General features: G+C 29.8%; 17 protein-coding genes, 4 tRNA genes and 1 riboswitch. Of the genes, 18 read left to right on the top strand and 3 right to left on the bottom strand.

Annotated elements, in window-relative coordinates; all coding sequences use genetic code 11:
• Positions 1-12: 12 nt before the first annotated feature.
• The 3 genes from pdaB (at position 13) to J2Z24_RS16155 (ending at position 2,310) form a co-directional block, all read left to right on the top strand.
• Positions 13-771, top strand: coding sequence for a polysaccharide deacetylase family sporulation protein PdaB (gene pdaB, locus J2Z24_RS16145; RefSeq protein WP_241392981.1), 759 nt, complete (start codon positions 13-15; stop codon positions 769-771).
• Positions 772-1,005: 234 nt separating this feature from the next.
• Positions 1,006-1,500, top strand: coding sequence for a hypothetical protein (locus J2Z24_RS16150; protein WP_035150612.1), 495 nt, complete (start codon positions 1,006-1,008; stop codon positions 1,498-1,500).
• Between the two features lie 90 nt (positions 1,501-1,590).
• The gene (locus tag J2Z24_RS16155; protein WP_035150610.1) at positions 1,591-2,310 is read left to right on the top strand and encodes a single-stranded DNA-binding protein; all 720 of its coding nucleotides are present in this window, start codon (positions 1,591-1,593) and stop codon (positions 2,308-2,310) included.
• 53 nt (positions 2,311-2,363) lie between these two features.
• Here J2Z24_RS16155 and dapD read toward each other — a convergent pair whose 3' ends face one another.
• Positions 2,364-3,074 carry a 2,3,4,5-tetrahydropyridine-2,6-dicarboxylate N-acetyltransferase gene (gene dapD, locus J2Z24_RS16160; protein WP_035150608.1) on the bottom strand — a complete coding sequence of 237 codons (711 nt, stop codon included), beginning with the start codon at positions 3,072-3,074 and terminating at the stop codon, positions 2,364-2,366.
• 188 nt (positions 3,075-3,262) lie between these two features.
• Between dapD and J2Z24_RS16165 the strand changes: the two genes are divergently transcribed.
• Positions 3,263-4,417 (top strand): pyridoxal phosphate-dependent aminotransferase, encoded by a 1,155-nt coding sequence (locus J2Z24_RS16165; RefSeq protein ID WP_035150606.1) that lies wholly within the window; start codon positions 3,263-3,265, stop codon positions 4,415-4,417.
• Positions 4,418-4,505: 88 nt separating this feature from the next.
• Here the strand turns inward: J2Z24_RS16165 and dapB are convergent, their stop codons facing one another.
• Together dapB and dapA are read right to left on the bottom strand one after the other, a co-directional pair.
• Positions 4,506-5,261, bottom strand: a complete 756-nt coding sequence (dapB, locus tag J2Z24_RS16170; protein ID WP_035150604.1) for a 4-hydroxy-tetrahydrodipicolinate reductase — start codon at positions 5,259-5,261, stop codon at positions 4,506-4,508.
• 27 nt (positions 5,262-5,288) lie between these two features.
• Positions 5,289-6,173, bottom strand: a complete 885-nt coding sequence (gene dapA, locus J2Z24_RS16175) for a 4-hydroxy-tetrahydrodipicolinate synthase (protein WP_035150602.1) — start codon at positions 6,171-6,173, stop codon at positions 5,289-5,291.
• 839 nt (positions 6,174-7,012) lie between these two features.
• On the opposite strand from dapA, the gene J2Z24_RS16180 reads away from it, so the two are divergent.
• From J2Z24_RS16180 to J2Z24_RS16245, 14 genes are all read left to right on the top strand, one after another.
• Positions 7,013-8,677 carry a peptide ABC transporter substrate-binding protein gene (locus tag J2Z24_RS16180; RefSeq protein ID WP_035146152.1) on the top strand — a complete coding sequence of 555 codons (1,665 nt, stop codon included), beginning with the start codon at positions 7,013-7,015 and terminating at the stop codon, positions 8,675-8,677.
• Positions 8,678-8,900: 223 nt separating this feature from the next.
• Entirely contained in the window at positions 8,901-9,854 is a 954-nt protein-coding gene (locus tag J2Z24_RS16185) for an ABC transporter permease (protein ID WP_035146150.1), read from the top strand.
• Between the two features lie 11 nt (positions 9,855-9,865).
• Positions 9,866-10,798 carry an ABC transporter permease gene (locus tag J2Z24_RS16190; RefSeq protein WP_035146147.1) on the top strand — a complete coding sequence of 311 codons (933 nt, stop codon included), beginning with the start codon at positions 9,866-9,868 and terminating at the stop codon, positions 10,796-10,798.
• Positions 10,799-10,812: 14 nt separating this feature from the next.
• Positions 10,813-11,832, top strand: a complete 1,020-nt coding sequence (locus tag J2Z24_RS16195; protein ID WP_035146145.1) for an ABC transporter ATP-binding protein — start codon at positions 10,813-10,815, stop codon at positions 11,830-11,832.
• Complete coding sequence (locus tag J2Z24_RS16200) at positions 11,832-12,794, top strand: ABC transporter ATP-binding protein (protein WP_035146141.1); 963 nt, start codon at positions 11,832-11,834, stop codon at positions 12,792-12,794. The genes J2Z24_RS16195 and J2Z24_RS16200 overlap by 1 nt, the downstream gene beginning before the upstream one ends.
• Positions 12,795-12,975: 181 nt before the next feature.
• Positions 12,976-13,230 (top strand): alpha/beta-type small acid-soluble spore protein, encoded by a 255-nt coding sequence (locus J2Z24_RS16205; protein ID WP_035146138.1) that lies wholly within the window; start codon positions 12,976-12,978, stop codon positions 13,228-13,230.
• 42 nt (positions 13,231-13,272) lie between these two features.
• Entirely contained in the window at positions 13,273-14,010 is a 738-nt protein-coding gene (locus J2Z24_RS16210; protein ID WP_035146134.1) for a class I SAM-dependent DNA methyltransferase, read from the top strand.
• A gap of 13 nt (positions 14,011-14,023) precedes the next feature.
• Positions 14,024-14,908, top strand: coding sequence for an Hsp33 family molecular chaperone HslO (gene hslO, locus J2Z24_RS16215; RefSeq protein ID WP_035146132.1), 885 nt, complete (start codon positions 14,024-14,026; stop codon positions 14,906-14,908).
• 75 nt (positions 14,909-14,983) lie between these two features.
• Positions 14,984-15,155, top strand: a riboswitch (cobalamin riboswitch).
• Between the two features lie 143 nt (positions 15,156-15,298).
• Entirely contained in the window at positions 15,299-16,375 is a 1,077-nt protein-coding gene (gene cobT, locus J2Z24_RS16220) for a nicotinate-nucleotide--dimethylbenzimidazole phosphoribosyltransferase (protein WP_035146128.1), read from the top strand.
• Positions 16,376-16,532: 157 nt separating this feature from the next.
• On the top strand, positions 16,533-16,961 hold the full coding sequence (locus J2Z24_RS16225; protein ID WP_111947465.1) for a flavodoxin: 429 nt from the start codon (positions 16,533-16,535) through the stop codon (positions 16,959-16,961).
• 307 nt (positions 16,962-17,268) lie between these two features.
• Positions 17,269-17,344, top strand: a tRNA-Val gene (locus J2Z24_RS16230).
• Between the two features lie 7 nt (positions 17,345-17,351).
• Positions 17,352-17,427: transfer RNA gene (locus J2Z24_RS16235), tRNA-Phe, on the top strand.
• 5 nt (positions 17,428-17,432) lie between these two features.
• Positions 17,433-17,507: transfer RNA gene (locus tag J2Z24_RS16240), tRNA-Gly, on the top strand.
• 11 nt (positions 17,508-17,518) lie between these two features.
• A tRNA-Cys gene (locus tag J2Z24_RS16245) sits at positions 17,519-17,592 on the top strand.
• The last annotated feature ends 239 nt before the right edge of the window (positions 17,593-17,831 follow it).

Here is a 17,831-nt window from a genome sequence, read left to right on the forward strand (position 1 = left end):
GAGGTATTATTATTGAATAGAAAAGTTATAAAAAAACTAAAGGGTGCTATTTTTTTGCTTCTTCTCAGTGTTATTGCTTCTTTATTAATTAATAGTAAAGGAGTATTTTTGAGTCAAAGTAATAAAGTACCCATATATTCTGTTAAAACAGAAGAAAAAAAGGTTGCTATTACATTTGATGTTAATTGGGGACAGAGTAATACAAAAAAAATATTAGATATACTGGATAAAAACAATGTAAAAGCAACATTTTTTCTTATAGGTAATTGGATTGACGATTTTCCAGAGGAAACCAAAGAGATATACAAGAGAGGACATGAAATAGGTAACCACTCCAATACACATCCAGATATGAGAAAAGTATCAAAAGGAAAGATCATAAATGAAATAAGTATAACAGATGCTAAAATAATGAAAATTATTGGCAAAAATACAAAACTTTTTAGATGTCCTAGTGGATCTTATAATGATTCCGTTATAGATGTAGTAAATTCAACGGGACATTATTGTGTACAATGGGATGTTGATAGCATAGATTGGAAAGCAGAGGGAGCTGATAAAGAATATAATAGAGTAATAAGTAAGACAAAGCCAGGTTCTATAATCTTATTTCACAATGATGGTAAATATACTCCACAAACTTTACCAATTATAATAAGAGAGTTGAAACATAAAGGATACCAGTTTGTAACTGTTGGTGATTTAATATATAAAGAAAATTATTATATAAATAATGAAGGAAAACAAATTAAGAAAATGGGTAAGCAGTAATAATGTATAAATATTAATGTATTGATGAAAAGTCATATATATATTATAATGGAAATATAAGTAAAAATTAATATGATTTATGAATTTGATACAAACAAAGGAAGAGGAAGGTGGGAAAGTATATGTTTAAGATTAATAATTATATGTGTAAATCTCCATATAGCTAAAAGAAAGTATAAAATATGAACTCCTGTTAAAAATATTGTTAGGATATATAAATAGGAGTTGAATATTATGAAAACAATGAGCATTTATGATAATAATAGGGAATTTAATAAATATTTAAAAGAACAATTTAGTTTATTGAATATAGAAATGCATATTGAAAACAATAGAAATAAATTATCTGGTGCATATGATTTTATAGTAATAAATGATGGAAGAGACATAGAAAAAAATAAGGGAAACTTTGAAGGAAAATATATTTTGTTAAATATGGATATGCCCATAGGAATTGATTTAGATTTATCTGGTATGGTAGTTACTTATGGATTAGGAAATAGAAATACCATAACAGTATCTAGCATGGAGAAAGATAAGGAAAGTTTTGTCTATTGTCTTCAAAGATGTTTAAATAGTCATTCCTCTATTATTCAACCAGAAGAAATTCCTATAAATAGTACTTTTAAAGATAATTATGAATTGTACTCTTTTATGGTTACTATAACTATAGCATTAATTGAAGGAATTAATAGTTGTAATATAAGAAAATTATTATTGAATAAATAAATTTGGAAATAATAAGTATATTTGGAGTTAGATTTGAATAATTATATGATGTATAAATGATTTAAGATACTAAGGGAAAGAGGGGTTATAATGGACAATTTATTACAAAATAATAAAATTTATTTGGAAGGAACGGTATGCTCTGAATTAGAATTCAGTCATGAAATGTATGGAGAGGGATTTTACACGTTTTATATGGAAGTTCCAAGACTAAGTGAAGCTAAAGATTTATTATTTATTACTGTATCTGAAAGACTTATTGGAGGAATGGAAATAAAAGTAGGATCAGAGATAATAGTTGAAGGACAACTTAGATCCTACAATAAGTTTGTAGATGGTGCTAATAGATTAATACTAACTGTATTTGCTAGAAATATTGAAGAATGTATTGAAAAAAGTAAAAATCCAAATCAAATATTCCTCAATGGTTTTATATGCAAGCAACCAGTTTATAGGACAACTCCCTTTGGAAGAGAAATAGCAGATCTACTTTTAGCAGTAAACAGAGCTTATAATAAATCTGATTATATTCCTACAATTGCTTGGGGAAGGAATTCTAGATTTTGCCAAGAATTAAATGTAGGAGATAATATAAGGATTTGGGGAAGATTACAAAGTAGGGAATATCAAAAGAAAATATCTGAAAGTGAAGTAGTTAAAAAAATAGCTTATGAAGTGTCTATATCAAAAATGGAAAAGGTTTCTGAAGACGGTGAAAAACAAGAAATTTATTTAGAAGAAAAAAAAGAAGTTGAAGAGGAAAAAAGAGAAATTGAAGAAGTTGAAGAAAAAATGGAATTAATAAAGTAATATTAATAATAAAAGAAGGTTATCTTTTGAAAAGGATAACCTTCCTTTATGTATTATTTTCTTAAGTCATCTAATATTTGAGTTTTGTCTTTAGTTTTTTCATCTATAGCTTTTATAATTTTAGCTGGTGTACCGGCTACAACAACTCCAGCAGGCACATCTTCTACAACAACAGAACCAGCGGCAACAACAGAACCTTCACCAATATGAACTCCTTCTAATATTACGGAATTAGCTCCAATTAAAACATTATCTTCTATAATACAAGGTTCTTTACTAGGTGGTTCTAAAACTCCAGCAACTACTGCTCCAGCACCAAGATGAACTCTTTTACCAAGTTTTCCTCGGGCACCTATTACAGCATTCATATCTACCATAGTTCCATCGCCAATTTCTGCTCCAATATTTATTACAGCACCCATCATAACTACAGCATTTTTTCCTATTTTTACTTTATCTCTTATTAGTGCGCCAGGCTCAATTCTAGCATCTAAATTAAGCATATCACTTAAAGGAATAGCAGAGTTTCTTCTATCATTTTCTATTTTATATTTTTTTATATTATTTTTATTAGTATTAATAAAATTCAATACTTCATCACTTTCACCAAAAAAGACATAAAAATTATTTTCACCGTATACTTCAATATTTCCAACATCTAATCCCTCTAAGTTACCATCTATATAGGCTTTTACTGGTGTTGACTTTTTTGCATCTTTTATGTATCGGGCAAGTTCATATGGATCTGTTAAGTTATAATTCATGATTATCCTCCTTTGTTTTTATTTTTAATATACCACTTAATATAAAAATTATAATAAATAATATTCATAAATAAAAGCATAAAATTAAAAGTATAATATATTTATTGATAGACTATGTTATTAAAGAGTATAATATTCATAATATAAAAAAACGCGTTGCAATTTTTGAAAGGAGGGTTTAGGTAAATATGGAAGATAGATATATTTCTAACTATGTGCAAAATATAGAGATATCAGGAATAAGGAGATTTTTTAATAAAGTTAGTAAGTATCCAGAGGCTATTTCTTTAACTTTAGGACAGCCAGATTTTAATGTACCAGAAAAAATTAAGAAAGCTATGATAAAGGCTATTGAGGAAAATAAAACAGGATATACATCAAATATGGGTATTGTAGAGTTAAGAAAAGAAATATCTAATTATTTAAAGCAGTTCCACATAAATTTTGATGATGAGGAAATATGTTTAACTGTAGGAGGTAGTGAAGGGTTATTTAATACATTTATGGCATTGTTAAATCCGGGGGATAAAGTATTAATACCAAGTCCAGGATATCCAGCTTACGAAAGTTGTACAAAACTTTTAGGCGCTATTCCTATAAATTATAAATTAGATAAGAATTTTAATTTAGATATTGAAGAAATTGAAAGAAAGATAAAGGAAGAAAATCCTAAATTGTTAGTATTATCTTTTCCATCTAATCCTACAGGTGCTACTTTATCTAAGAAGGATAGAGATGACATTTATAGAATAATAAAGGACAAGGACATTACAGTGATTAGCGATGAAATATATAGTGCTTTAGTATTTGAAGAGAATTATTATTCTATATGTCAATATGAAGATATAAAAGATAAAGTCATATTGATAAGCGGTTTTTCAAAGATGTTTTCCATGACTGGATTAAGAATAGGTTATGTATGTGCTAAGGAAAAATATATGAAGCACATAGTTAAATTACATCAGTATAATACGAGTTGTGCACCTTCTATTGTACAATGGGCAGTAGTAGAAGGATTAAAGAATTGTATGGAAGATGTAGAATATATGAAGAATGAATTTATAAAAAGAAGAGATTATGTATATAAGAGATTAAAAGATTTAAACTTTGATGTAAATTTGCCTAAAGGAGCATTTTATATTTTTCCATCTATAAAAAAATTTAATATAACTAGTGAAAAGTTTTGTGAAAGTCTATTAAAAGAAGAAAAAGTTGCTGTAGTACCAGGAGCATCTTTTGGAGAAGGAGGAGAGGGATATATAAGAATATCCTATGCATATAGTATGAAAGAATTAAAGGAAGCTTTAGATAGAATTGAAATGTGGATTAAAAAAAACGTGTAGCGTTTTTTAGATAACAGAGTACAGATAAGAAGAATTTTCTTCAATATCTGTACTCTGTTATCTATTATTTTTATTCTGAAAAAATTAGTTACAATCTTTTTATAACATTATCCATGTCATAAAGTCCGACAGATTTACTTTTCATGAATTCACAGGCTTTAAGTGCACCTATAGCAAAAACCTCTCTTGATATAGCATTATGACTTATTTCTATGGTTTCTCCTATACCTGCAAAGATTATTTGGTGCTCTCCAACAATTGAACCTCCTCTAATAGCGTGGATACCTATTTCGTTAGGGTTTCTTTTTGATAAACCTTCTCTTCCATAATTAAATTCTGTTTTTTCTGGTATGGAATCTTTTATAGTGTTGGCTAGTAGAAGAGCAGTTCCACTAGGAGCATCTACTTTTTGATTATGATGTTTTTCTATTATTTCTATGTCAAAATTCTTATATAATTTTTCGCTTATATTTTTTAGTATAGAATTCACTATATTAATTCCTATTGACATATTTGCTGATCTAAATATAGGAATTTCTTTTGAAGTGGATGTGATTTTATCTATTTGTTCCTGTGAATAACCTGTAGTACAAAGCACTAAAGGTAAATTATTTCTTTTACAGTATGAGATTAAAGAATCTAAAGCATCGGGTCTAGAAAAATCTAGTATTACATCACTTTCTACAGAGCATTGGTCAATGCTATCAAATATTGGATAAGAAACCTTAGAATTTGAAGTTTTATCTATTCCAGCAACTATATTTATTTCTGGGAATGAATTAAGAGTTTCAGTTATAACCTTTCCCATTTTTCCATTACAACCACATAAAATTACCTTTACCATTATTTAACCTCCATTATAAGTATTTAATTATTTTAGCAAGCCGTATTTTTTTAATTCATTATTTAATACATTTAAGTTGTTGTCTTCCATATTACATAATGGTAATCTCAAATTACCAACATTCATTTTTAGAAGATTCATGGCAGTTTTTATTGGAATTGGATTTGTTTCTATAAATAAAGAATTAGCTAAAGTCAAAGTATCTAGTTGAATTTTTAAGGCTTCATTTACTTTACCATCCATATATAATTTGCACATATTATGAACTTCTTTTGGTAATATATTAGCTAGTACTGATATAACACCAATTCCACCTAGAGAAAGTATTGGGATTATTTGATCGTCATTACCAGAATAAATATCAATTCTATCTTTTAGAGAAGCTTTAATTTCGGCAATTTGACTTATATTTCCGGAAGCTTCTTTAATAGCTACAACATTATCGCAGATATCACATATTCTTGCTAATGTTTTTGGTAATAAGTTTAAGCCAGTTCTTCCAGGCACATTATAAACTATAATTGGAGTATTAACTTCATCATTTATAGCTGTAAAATGCTCTACTAATCCCTTTTGTGTTGTTTTGTTATAATATGGTGTTATTATTAAAAGACCATCCACTCCAATCGATTCAGCCCATTTGCTAAATTTAATAGAAGAAGAAGTATTATTACTTCCTGTTCCAGCTATTACAGGAACTCTTTTATTTATTTTTTCAACTGTAAATTTAATAGTTTCTTTTTTTTCTTCTTCTGACATGGTAGAGGCTTCTCCAGTAGTACCACAAATAACTATGGCATCTGTATTATTTTTTATATGCCATTCTAAGAGTTCTCCTAATTTAGTAAAATCAACGCCTTCATCATTGAATGGTGTAATTATAGCTACACCAGAACCTTTAAATATACTCATTAAAAAACCTCTTTTCTAAAAAAATTTTATTAACAACAATTCATTTTATAATATATTTTGCAATTTGTATTGCATATAATGAAGCTAGTTTCATTATAATATTTGAAATAAACTATAAAATAAGTTGAATTTTATTTTAGTTTTTCTTATATAAATAATATAATGTTATGTTGCTTATATTGATGTAATATATACTAATTCTTAAATATATTAGAGTTCTTATAAAATCTAAAAACACAACCTATATTTTATAATATAAATTCTATAGATACTATATTTTATTTCATAATGAAAATCCCTCCTAAAAATTCTTTACTATATTATATAACTGATATAAGTAAATTTACATACTTTTTTATAATAAATAAATAAAATTAAAATATTATTCTATAAAAAATATAATTTACAAATAATATTCAAATAATATGTATACTTATTCATTTTTATTATTAGCATGAGTTGAATTAATATAATATCAATTCAGAAATATATAATTCAATATACACAATATTCAGGTAATGCTTTAAGCCTGTTATGCAATTGAAATGATTGCAGTTATAATTGACAATACAAACAAATTATGCTAATATAGTTAAAACAAATGCAAGAAAATATACTATAAATGTCTTGTTAGCATATTAAAATTTGGGATATTTAATTTTAAATTATGTATAATTTTAACATGGTAAGGTTAACAATGTGAATTATAATAATAAGTATAATGAAATTTTTATTACAGTATATATTATGTTAATGAAATAAAACAATTAATAAGCATATTTATTATTAAATAAACATAATTATAAAAAATAAGGTAGTATTCAAAGGGGGAATTCAAGTTGAAGAGTAAAAAAATTTTGGCAGCGCTCTTAACAGCTACTATGTTGTTATCAATAGCATTAGTTGGCTGTGGGGGAGGTAGTGATGATAAAAAAGCTGCTGAAGGTGGAAAGAAGGAAAACTCTATTGTGCTTCAGGCTTCTGATGCAAAGACCTTAGATCCATCAAAGGCTACGGATCAAATGTCACATAACGCAATCAATGCATCATTTGAAGGTTTAACAAGATCTAATAAGGACAAACCTGAAAAAGCCATTGCTGAAAGTTGGGAATGTTCAAAAGATGAATTAAAATGGACTTTTAAATTAAGAGATGCTAAATGGTCAGATGGAAAGCCAGTTACAGCTAAGGACTTTGAATATTCATGGAAGAGAATATTAAATCCTAAGACAAAAGCTCAATATGCTTCTTTTATGTTTGTATTAAAGAATGGTGAAAAGTATTATAAAGGACAAGCAAAAGCTGAAGAAGTTGGAGTTAAAGCAAAAGACGATAAGACATTAGAAGTAGAATTAGAAAATCCGATTCCATATTTCTTGCAGTTAACATCATTCCCATTACTATATCCATTAAGGCAGGATATAGTTGAAGCTAGTGGAGATAAATTTGGTTCAGATCCTTCAAAAATGGTATTTAATGGACCATTTGTTCTTGATAAATGGGAAAGAGCATCAAAAATAGTAGCTAGTAAAAACCCTGAATATTGGGATAAAGATACAGTAAAGCTTGATAAAGTTACTTTCCAAGTAGCAGAGGAAATGACAACAAGATATCAAATGTTTACTAACAAACAGTTGGACGTAACAGCTATAGTTGGGGAATATGTCCAAAAGATGAAGGATGAAGCTAAATCCGGAAAATACAACTTTATTGAAGAAACAGATCCATCATCTTTCTATATGATATTTAATCAAAATGGTGAAAAAGCAAATAAATTATTGACAAATTCTAAAATTAGGCTTGCTATTTCTCTTGCTATAGATAGAGAAGCTTATGTTAATAAAGTTTATCAAAGAGGATTTGTATCACGTGGTTTAATTCCAGTAGGAATGTTTGCAGGGGAAAAGGTGTATAGAGATATAGTACCTGAACCATTAAAAGGAGTAGATAAAGATCCTAAAGCTTTATTTATAGAAGGATTAAAGGAACTTAAATTAGATCCAGATCCATCAAAATACACTTTAAGATATTTACCACAGGGAAGTTCTACTGATGATAGAGCCTATGCTGAATTTTTCCAAGCTCAGTGGAAGGAAAAGATAGGATTTAATACAAAAATGGATACAGCTGCTGATTTCTCAGACTATAATAACAAAAAAGAAAAAGGTGATTTTGAAATAGCTATGTCAGGATGGGGAGCAGATTATAATGATCCAATGGCATTTGTAGAATTATTTAAAACAGGAAATGGTAATAATAATGGAAAATTCTCAAATGCTGAATATGATCAAATAGTTGAAAAGATACTAAAAGAATCTAACATGGATAAGAGAATTGAATTATATAAGAGAGCAGAAGAAATATTAGTTAAAGAACAGGCAGGAATGGCTCCAGTATTCTATAAAGACAAACGTATGTTTACACAGAAATATGTAAAGGGACTTCAGTACCCATCTTTTGGTGGATTATATGAATTAAAATGGGCTTCAGTTACTGGTGAATAAATAACATAACATAATATAAATTCAAATGTAAAGCTACAACAGGAATTTCCTGTTGTAGCCTTTATATAGCTTATGGTACAATATTGTAAAATGTTTCGTTTACATAATTTTTTATTTATGGATAATTAAATGAAATAATTATTTCAGAAATATTTGTGATAATTATAATATACATAATAAATATTTTACATAAAAGTTGTAGTTACAAGGAAGGGGGAAAAATATGGTAAGATATATATCTAAAAGATTAGGATATATGGTGCTTACATTGTGGGTTGTAGTGACGGTTACATTTTTCTTAATGAATAGTATGCCGGGAGACCCTATATCTTCTCAGGCAAAACAATTGCCTAAAGAAGTACAACAAGTTTTAAGAGCTGAATATGGGTTGGACAAGCCTATTTCACAAAGATACGTAACTTATTTAAAAAATTTATCAAAAGGAAAAATGGGAGATTCTTTTATAACACCAGGAATATCCGCTAATAAATATATAAAAGAGAGATTTCCTAATTCAGCGAGAATCGGTCTTCAAGCTGTATTTTTTGGATTGGTTATTGGATTAATATTAGGAATTATTGCAGGATTTAATAGAAATACGGGAATTGATTATTTTGTTATTTTTATTGCTATACTGGGGGTTTCCATACCAAGTTTCGTATTGGCAGCTTTGCTTCAGCAGGGATTAGGAGGAAAAGCTGGTTTACCTATTGCAGGATGGTATAACAAAGGTGATGGATTTATAGATAGTTTAAAGTTTACCATTTTGCCTACTTTAGCATTAAGCTTTTCAAGTGTTGCTACTTATGCAAGATATATGAAAACTTCTGTGTTGGATGTTATAAGTCAAGATTATATAACAACTGCTCAAGCTAAAGGTGTGTCAAAAATAGCTATTGCATGGAAACATATTATAAGAAATGCTATACTTCCTATTATTACTATACTAGGTCCACAAATTGCAGTTATCATTACGGGATCTTTTGTAATTGAGAGAATATTTGCAATACCTGGACTTGGAAGTGCCATGATAGATTCAATAACAACGAAAGATTATAATATGATAATGGGCTTTACTATATTTTACTCATTTTTATATATAGTGGCTTTATTAATTGTTGATATATTATATACTGTAGTTGATCCTAGAATAAGACTATCAGGTGGTAAAAGGTAGGAGGGTAGCAAATGGTAGAATTAAATAAAGGGAAATTTGAAATAATAGGATGCGGCAGTTGTAATGCTGACGCTATAGTAAGGCCTAATATGACATATTGGCAAGATGCTTGGAGAAGATTGAAAAAAAATAAGATAGCAATCTTTTCTTTAATATTATTAGGTGTTATAGCTTTAATGTGTGCAGTAGGACCTTATATAGGGAAAATGCTTTCAGGAGTTAATTATTGGCAACAAAATACAGATATTACAAATCAAAAGCCTGGAGGACAATTTATATTTGGAACAGATAATTTAGGAAGAGATATGTTTTCTAGACTTTGGATTGGTGGAAGAGTATCAATTGCTATTGGTATATTTGGAACTTTAATTGAAGTAACTATTGGAGCTATGTATGGTGGAATTAGTGGTTACTTTGGTGGATTAATTGACGAAATAATGATGAGAATAGTTGAAATATTAAATAGTATTCCATATATGATAGTGGTAATACTTATAGCTGTTGTTATGCAGAAGCAAGGTATAGCAACTATATTATTAGCATTATGTTTAACTGGTTGGACTGGAATGGCTCGTTTAATCAGAGGACAAGTTATGCAGTTAAAAGAATCAGAATATGTACTTGCAGCTCAGGCGCTAGGAGCAGATTCAAAGAGAATTATTGCTAAACATTTAATACCTAACACTATTGGAATTATAATTATTTACATGACTTTTGATATACCAGGTTTTATATTTGCAGAAGCATTTTTAAGCTTTATTGGTCTTGGGATACAGCCTCCTAATACAAGTTGGGGTGCTATGTGTTCTTTCGGTCAATCTGTTATGCAATTTTATCCACATGAATTATTATTCCCAGCTATAGCAATAAGTTTAACAATGCTTTCATTTAATTTATTAGGTGATGGATTAAGAGATGCTCTAGATCCAAAACTTCGTCAGTAGGAAGGAGGATACTAATGGGGAAATTACTTGAAGTAAAAGATTTAAAAGTTTCTTTTCACACATATGCAGGAGAAGTCCAATCCGTTAGAGGAGTATCCTTCGATTTAGACAAAGGAGAAACTTTAGCTATAGTTGGAGAATCTGGATGCGGGAAAACTATAACATCAAAATCTATTATGAGATTAATACCTATGCCACCAGGAGAGATAAAGAAGGAGTCACAAATACTTTTTGAGGGGAAGGATATCTTAAAAATGTCTGACAAAGAGTTAAGGCAGTTAAGAGGAGAATCAATTAGTATGATATTTCAAGATCCTATGACTTCTTTGAATCCTACTATGAATATAGGTAATCAGATAGCAGAAAGTTTAATAATTCATAGGGGAATGAATAAAAAAGAAGCTTTAGAAGAAGCAGTTAAGATGCTAAAATTGGTTAATATTCCTAATGCAGAAAAAAGAGTAAATCAGTATCCACATGAATTTTCAGGTGGTATGAGACAAAGGGCTATGATAGCTATAGCTCTTGCATGTAATCCTAAAATTTTAATAGCAGATGAACCTACAACAGCATTAGATGTTACCATACAGGCTCAAATTATGGATCTTATAAAGGAACTTCAAAACAAGCTTGGAACTGCAGTAATACTTATAACACATGATTTAGGAGTTGTTGCTAGTGTAGCATCAAAAATCCAAGTAATGTATGCTGGTAAGATAATTGAGAGAGGAACTACAGATGAAATATTCTTCAATGCTAAGCATCCGTATACTTGGGCTTTATTGCAATCAGTACCAAGGCTTGATACAAAACATAAAAATGAATTATATTCTATACAAGGAACACCACCAGATCTTTTAAAACCACCAGTTGGGTGTCCATTTGCATCTAGATGCGAGTACTGTATGCAAATATGTAAAGAAGAAATGCCAGAGGTTACTAAAGTTAGTGATACTCATAATGTATTATGCTGGCTTCAGCATCCTTTAGCACCAAAGGTGGAAGCACCCATAGTTTCAGGAGGTGCAAAGTAATGGAAAATAATAATTTAATAGAAGTGAAAAATTTAAAGAAATATTTTAAAGTAGGAAAAGATGCTTTATTAAAAGCAGTAGATGATGTAAGCTTTGCAATAAGAAAAGGTGAAACATTGGGATTAGTTGGAGAATCTGGATGTGGTAAAACTACTTGTGGAAGAACAGTTTTAGGCCTTTATGAAGCAACAGAAGGGCATGTTTTCTTTGATGGAATAGATATACATGGACTTAAGGGAAAGGATAAGAGAAGCTTTACTAAGAATGCACAAATTATTTTTCAGGATCCATATGCATCATTAAATCCTAGAATGACTGTTGGAGAAATTATTGCTGAAGGTATAGATATCCATGGATTGTATAAAGGAAAAGAAAGAATAGATAAAATCTATAAATTATTAGACTTAGTAGGGCTAAATAAAGAACATGCATCAAGATTTCCACATGAATTTTCAGGAGGTCAAAGACAGAGAATTGGAATAGCTAGAGCTTTGGCTGTAGAACCTAAATTTATAGTCTGTGATGAGCCTATTTCTGCTCTTGATGTATCTATACAGGCACAGGTGGTAAATTTATTAATTAAATTACAAAATGAATTAGGATTAACATATTTATTTATTGCTCATGATCTTTCTATGGTAAAACATATATCAGATAGAGTTGGTGTAATGTATTTAGGAACAATGGTTGAGCTAGCGTCTAGCCATGACTTATATGAAAAGCCATTACATCCATATACTCAAGCGCTTTTATCTGCAATACCAGTTCCTGATCCAGATGCGGAGAAAACTAGATCAAGAATAATGTTAGAAGGTGAAGTACCTAGTCCTATAAATCCTAAACCAGGTTGCAGATTTGCAGGTAGATGTAAATATGCGAAATCTATCTGTAAAGAAAAGTCTCCTGAGCTTAAAGAAATTGAAAAAGATCATTTTGTTGCTTGTCATTTGTTTAATGAATAATAGGTAGTTTATATAGAGTAAGGATAATCCTTGCTCTATTTTTTTCTATTGAAATTATCAATTGTGAACTAAAAGTGCATTGTACTTTTTTATAGTTGTGTATAATAAAATCTCTTCATGTAAAAACTAATTAATATATTAAGAAATTTTATAATTATTATTTTTAAGGGAAGGGATATTTATGAGTAAGACACCTTTAAAAAAGGTTATTAAAGCAAAATTGAAGTCTAATAGAGAACTAACTCCTGCAGAAAAACTTAGAGAAAAAATGAAATATGAAATTGCAGAAGAATTAGGATTAAAAGAAAAAGTAGATAAATATGGATGGAGTGGGTTAACTTCAGAAGAAACAGGTAGAATTGGTGGTATAATGACCAAAAGAAAAAAAGAACTTAATATTCCTAAAAATGTTGACTTACTAAATAAAAATATATAATATTTAGTAGGTATGAATTATTTACTAAAAGGAGTAAATTAGATGGAGTGCTATAAGGATTTTGCTCAGATATATGATGAGTTAATAAAGGGAGATATAAATTATAAAAAATGGTCTAATGCAATATTGGACCTATGTAATAAATATAATATTGAACAAAAGGATTATGTTGATTTAGGTTGTGGAACCGGAAATATAACTGAATTGGTAGGTAAATATTTCTCTAGTGTTTGGGCTGTGGATTTATCTAATGATATGCTTACCAAAGCAGAAGAAAAGTTAAGAGTTAAAGGAATAAAGGGCAAGTTTATTTGTCAAGATATAAGTGAATTAAATTTAAATAAGACTTTTGATTTAATAACTTGTTGTTTGGATTCAACAAATTATATAGTAGAAAATTATAAGATAGAAAACTATTTTAAAAATGTATATAATCACTTAAAGAAAAATGGAATATTTATTTTTGATATTAATTCTCATTATAAACTAACGAAGATTTTAGGTAATAATATATATAATTATGATGATGAAGATGTTTATTATATATGGGAGAATAATCTTGAAGAGAATATAGTGGACATGTATTTAACTTTCTTTATTAAGGAGAATGAATTATATAAGAGATTTGATGAATTTCATCAAGAAAGAGCATATACTAAAGAAGAAATACAGGAATTAATAAAAGAATCTGGTTTTGAGATTCTTCAAATACTAGATGATTATGAAGAAAAGCAATTAAGAGAAGATACAGAAAGAATAGTATATGTATTAACAAGATAATGGAGGTAATAAAATGAGTGATAAATTAGTAAAGGCTATTGCAAAGGATGGGCAGGTAAGAATAATTGGAGCTATAACTACTGAATTAGTAAATGAAGGGGTAAAATTACATAATTGTAGTGCAACCGCAGCTGCAGCTTTAGGAAGAATGCTTACAGCAGGTTCAATTATGGGAACTATGTTAAAGTCAGAAAAAGATACTCTTACAGTACAAATGTCAGGTGGTGGAGAAGCAAAAGGTATAGTAGTAACAGCATATTCAGATGGTCATGTAAAAGGATATATAGGAAATCCTAATGTAGATCTTCCAGCCAATGATAAAGGAAAACTTGATGTAGGTGGAGCTATTGGCAAGAATGGTAATTTAACAGTTATAAAGGATATGGGACTTAAGGAACCTTATGTAGGTCAAGTGCCAATATATTCAGGAGAAATAGGTGATGATTTAGCTTATTACTTTACTGTATCAGAACAAACTCCTTCTGCTGTGGGATTAGGAGTATTAGTAAATAAAGATTTAACTATAAAATCTGCAGGTGGATTTATTATACAAATGATGCCAGATGCAGACGAATTAACTGCAGATTTAATAACTTACAGACTTGAAGAGGTGCCATCCATAACTGAGCTTATCTCAAAAGGAATGACTATTGAAGAAATATTAGAATTTATTTTTGAAGGAATGGATTTAAAGATATTAGAAAATATTAAACCTGAGTATAGGTGTGATTGTTCAAAAGAGAGAGTTGAAAGAGCTCTTTTAAGTATAGGAAAAAAAGATCTAAAAGAGCTATATGATGACAATAAGAAGGAAGAATTGCAATGTCATTTTTGCAATAAAAAATATATATTTGAACACGAAGAAATAGGGCAATTATTAGAAAAAATGGAACAATAAAATACGAATGATTATAGAAAAAACAGAGATAAAGTACTTGAAAGCTTTAGTGTAAAGTAATATAATTTATTTATAATAGAATATTTAATTTTAGGTACTATAAGTTTAAAATGAGAAAGTGGTGTAAATCCATTGCAGCCCCCGCTACTGTAAAAGTGAACGATTCCTATAATCCACTGGTTTTACCGGGAAGGAAGGAGGAGGATGATGCTTAAGCCAGGAGAACTGCCTAAATTTTTACTATATTCTTCGGAGGGAAGAGAAAAATAGTTAGCTATGATTTTTCCTCTTGCTGTTTTTAGTAAGGGGAATTTTAATTATTTTTAAATAATCATAGATTCTACATACCTCTACTTGAAAGTAGGGTAATTTTTTAGAGGAGAGGGAAAAATGAATTTATTACAAGAAACTTTAAATAATATTAAACCAGCAGATAAAGAGGCTATAAAAAAAGCTTGGGAAAGGATGGACAGTCTTAGTAAACCTATTGGCAGCTTAGGTAAATTAGAAGAAATAGCTGTTAAAATGGCAGGTATTACAGGGAAAGTAAAAAATCAAATAAATAAAAAGAATACTATAGTAATGTGTGCAGACAATGGAGTTTGGGAAGAAGGAGTAAGTGCATGTCCACAAGAATTAACAGCTATAATAACAGATAACTATACAAGAGGAATAACTGGTATAGGTGTATTATCAGATTATGCAAAAGCAGATATTTGTGTAGTAGATATTGGTGTTAAAGCAGATTTTAAAAATCCTAAAGTAATTAATAAAAAGATAGCTTATGGAACAAGCAATATAGCAAAAGAACCTGCTATGACTAGGGAACAAACTATTAAAGCTATTGAAATAGGAATAGAAACAGTAGATAAACTTGTTAAAGAAGGTTATGATTTATTTGGAACTGGAGAAGCAGGAATGTGTAATACTGCTACTAGTGCTGCAGTAATAAGTGTACTTTCAGGCATGGATTCTGATATTGTAGTTGGAAAAGGTTCTGGTCTTACAGAAGAAGGCTTTGAAAATAAAAAAAGAGTAGTTAAGAAGGCAATAGAAATTAATAATCCAAATAAAAATGATGCTATAGATGTACTATCAAAAGTAGGAGGATTCGATATAGCTGGTATATGTGGTTGCTTTTTAGGAGCTGCTAAAAATAGAGTGCCAATAGTTATAGATGGAATAATATCATGTGCAGCTGCATTATGTGCATTTAGATTAAATAATGATGTAAAAGATTTTATGTTTCCATCTCATCTATCTGCAGAACCAGGTGCTAAGTATGTAATGAAAGAAATAAATTTAGATCCTGGATTAAATATGGATATGAGGTTAGGGGAAGGTACTGGATGTCCAATAGAATTTTGCATAATTGAAGCAGCACTTTCTTTAATGAATAATATGGCTACATTAAAAGAAGCTAGTATACATAATAGTGAATTTTTTGTAGACATAAGAGAAAAGTAATTAGCTTAATTTGAGGATTATCAAAGCTTTTAATAAAATTATAAATTATATATGAAAAAAGATTTGTTCTTACAAGTCTTTTTTTTATTGACAAAATAAGAAATAAGGGTTACAATTTAAATGAAATTGAAAATCATTATCAATGAGGAGGAGAATTATGAAACATTTATCTGTAATTTATTGGAGTGGAACAGGAAATACTGAGGCTATGGCAAATGCTTTATCAGAAGGAGCTACAATGGATGGGGTTGAGATTAAAACTCTGAAAGTAGGGGAAGCAACAATTGATGATGTTGCATCTGCTGATGCAGTAGCTTTAGGATGTCCATCTATGGGTGCAGAGCAATTAGAAGAAGGAGAAATGGAACCTTTTGTGGAATCCATATCAACAGTAGTAAAGGGAAAGAAAATGGCACTCTTCGGATCTTACGGTTGGGGAAACGGAGAATGGATGGAAGAATGGCAGGAAAAAATGAAAAGTTATGGGGCGGAACTTGTAGATGATGGATTAATTATAAATGAGACACCTGATGAAGAGGGAATTGAAAAATGTAAGGAATTAGGAAAAGATTTAGCAAAAGCTTAATATAGTTGATATAGTTTTGAAGGGAAAAAATAAGTTTTTTAAATACTTATGCTTTGGGCTATAATCATTATTCGCAATACTCTTTACCTGTACAGGTGAGAAAGTGGATGGTATACTGTTTCATGAGTTTTTCTAAGTTTCAGCTGGAGTAAAATATTTTTTAAGAAAACTTTATCTGAAGCTTAGAAGAACTTAAATTTTTAAGTTTTTAAGTATTAATAAAAATAGCATAGGAATTTTGATAAAATATATTGACAAAATTATTAATATTAATTATAATATGTATTGTGTTAGTGATAAATTCTATGGGCGCATAGCTCAGCTGGGAGAGCATCTGCCTTACAAGCAGGGGGTCACAGGTTCGAGCCCTGTTGTGCCCACCATAGAATTGGCTGGATAGCTCAGTCGGTAGAGCAGAGGACTGAAAATCCTCGTGTCCCTGGTTCGATTCCTGGTCCAGCCACCAAAAATGCGGGAGTGGCTCAGTGGTAGAGCGTCACCTTGCCAAGGTGAACGTCGCGAGTTCGAATCTCGTCTTCCGCTCCAAAATTTAATATGGCGCTATAGCCAAGTGGTAAGGCAAAGGTCTGCAACACCTCTATCCCCAGTTCAAGTCTGGGTGGCGCCTCCAAAATTGTTAGAAAGTAATCTATTGAATAGTAGATTACTTTTTTTATTGTGTGCCCAGCATGGGCAACAACTTGACGGTGAAAGTCCGTTGTGGGCTTGGTAGTGGGAACCACTAGCTGACGGCAAGGGTGTCCACCGTGAGGTAGAATCTGAAGGAAGCCGAAGGCAAAATCTTGGTCTGAGGAATACAAATTACATATAAGGCTTACTAAGGGTGGATGAGTTTGCAATACAAAACCA

Source organism: Clostridium tetanomorphum (genome assembly GCF_017873215.1).
Taxonomy (GTDB): Bacteria; Bacillota; Clostridia; order Clostridiales; family Clostridiaceae; genus Clostridium_AO; species Clostridium_AO tetanomorphum.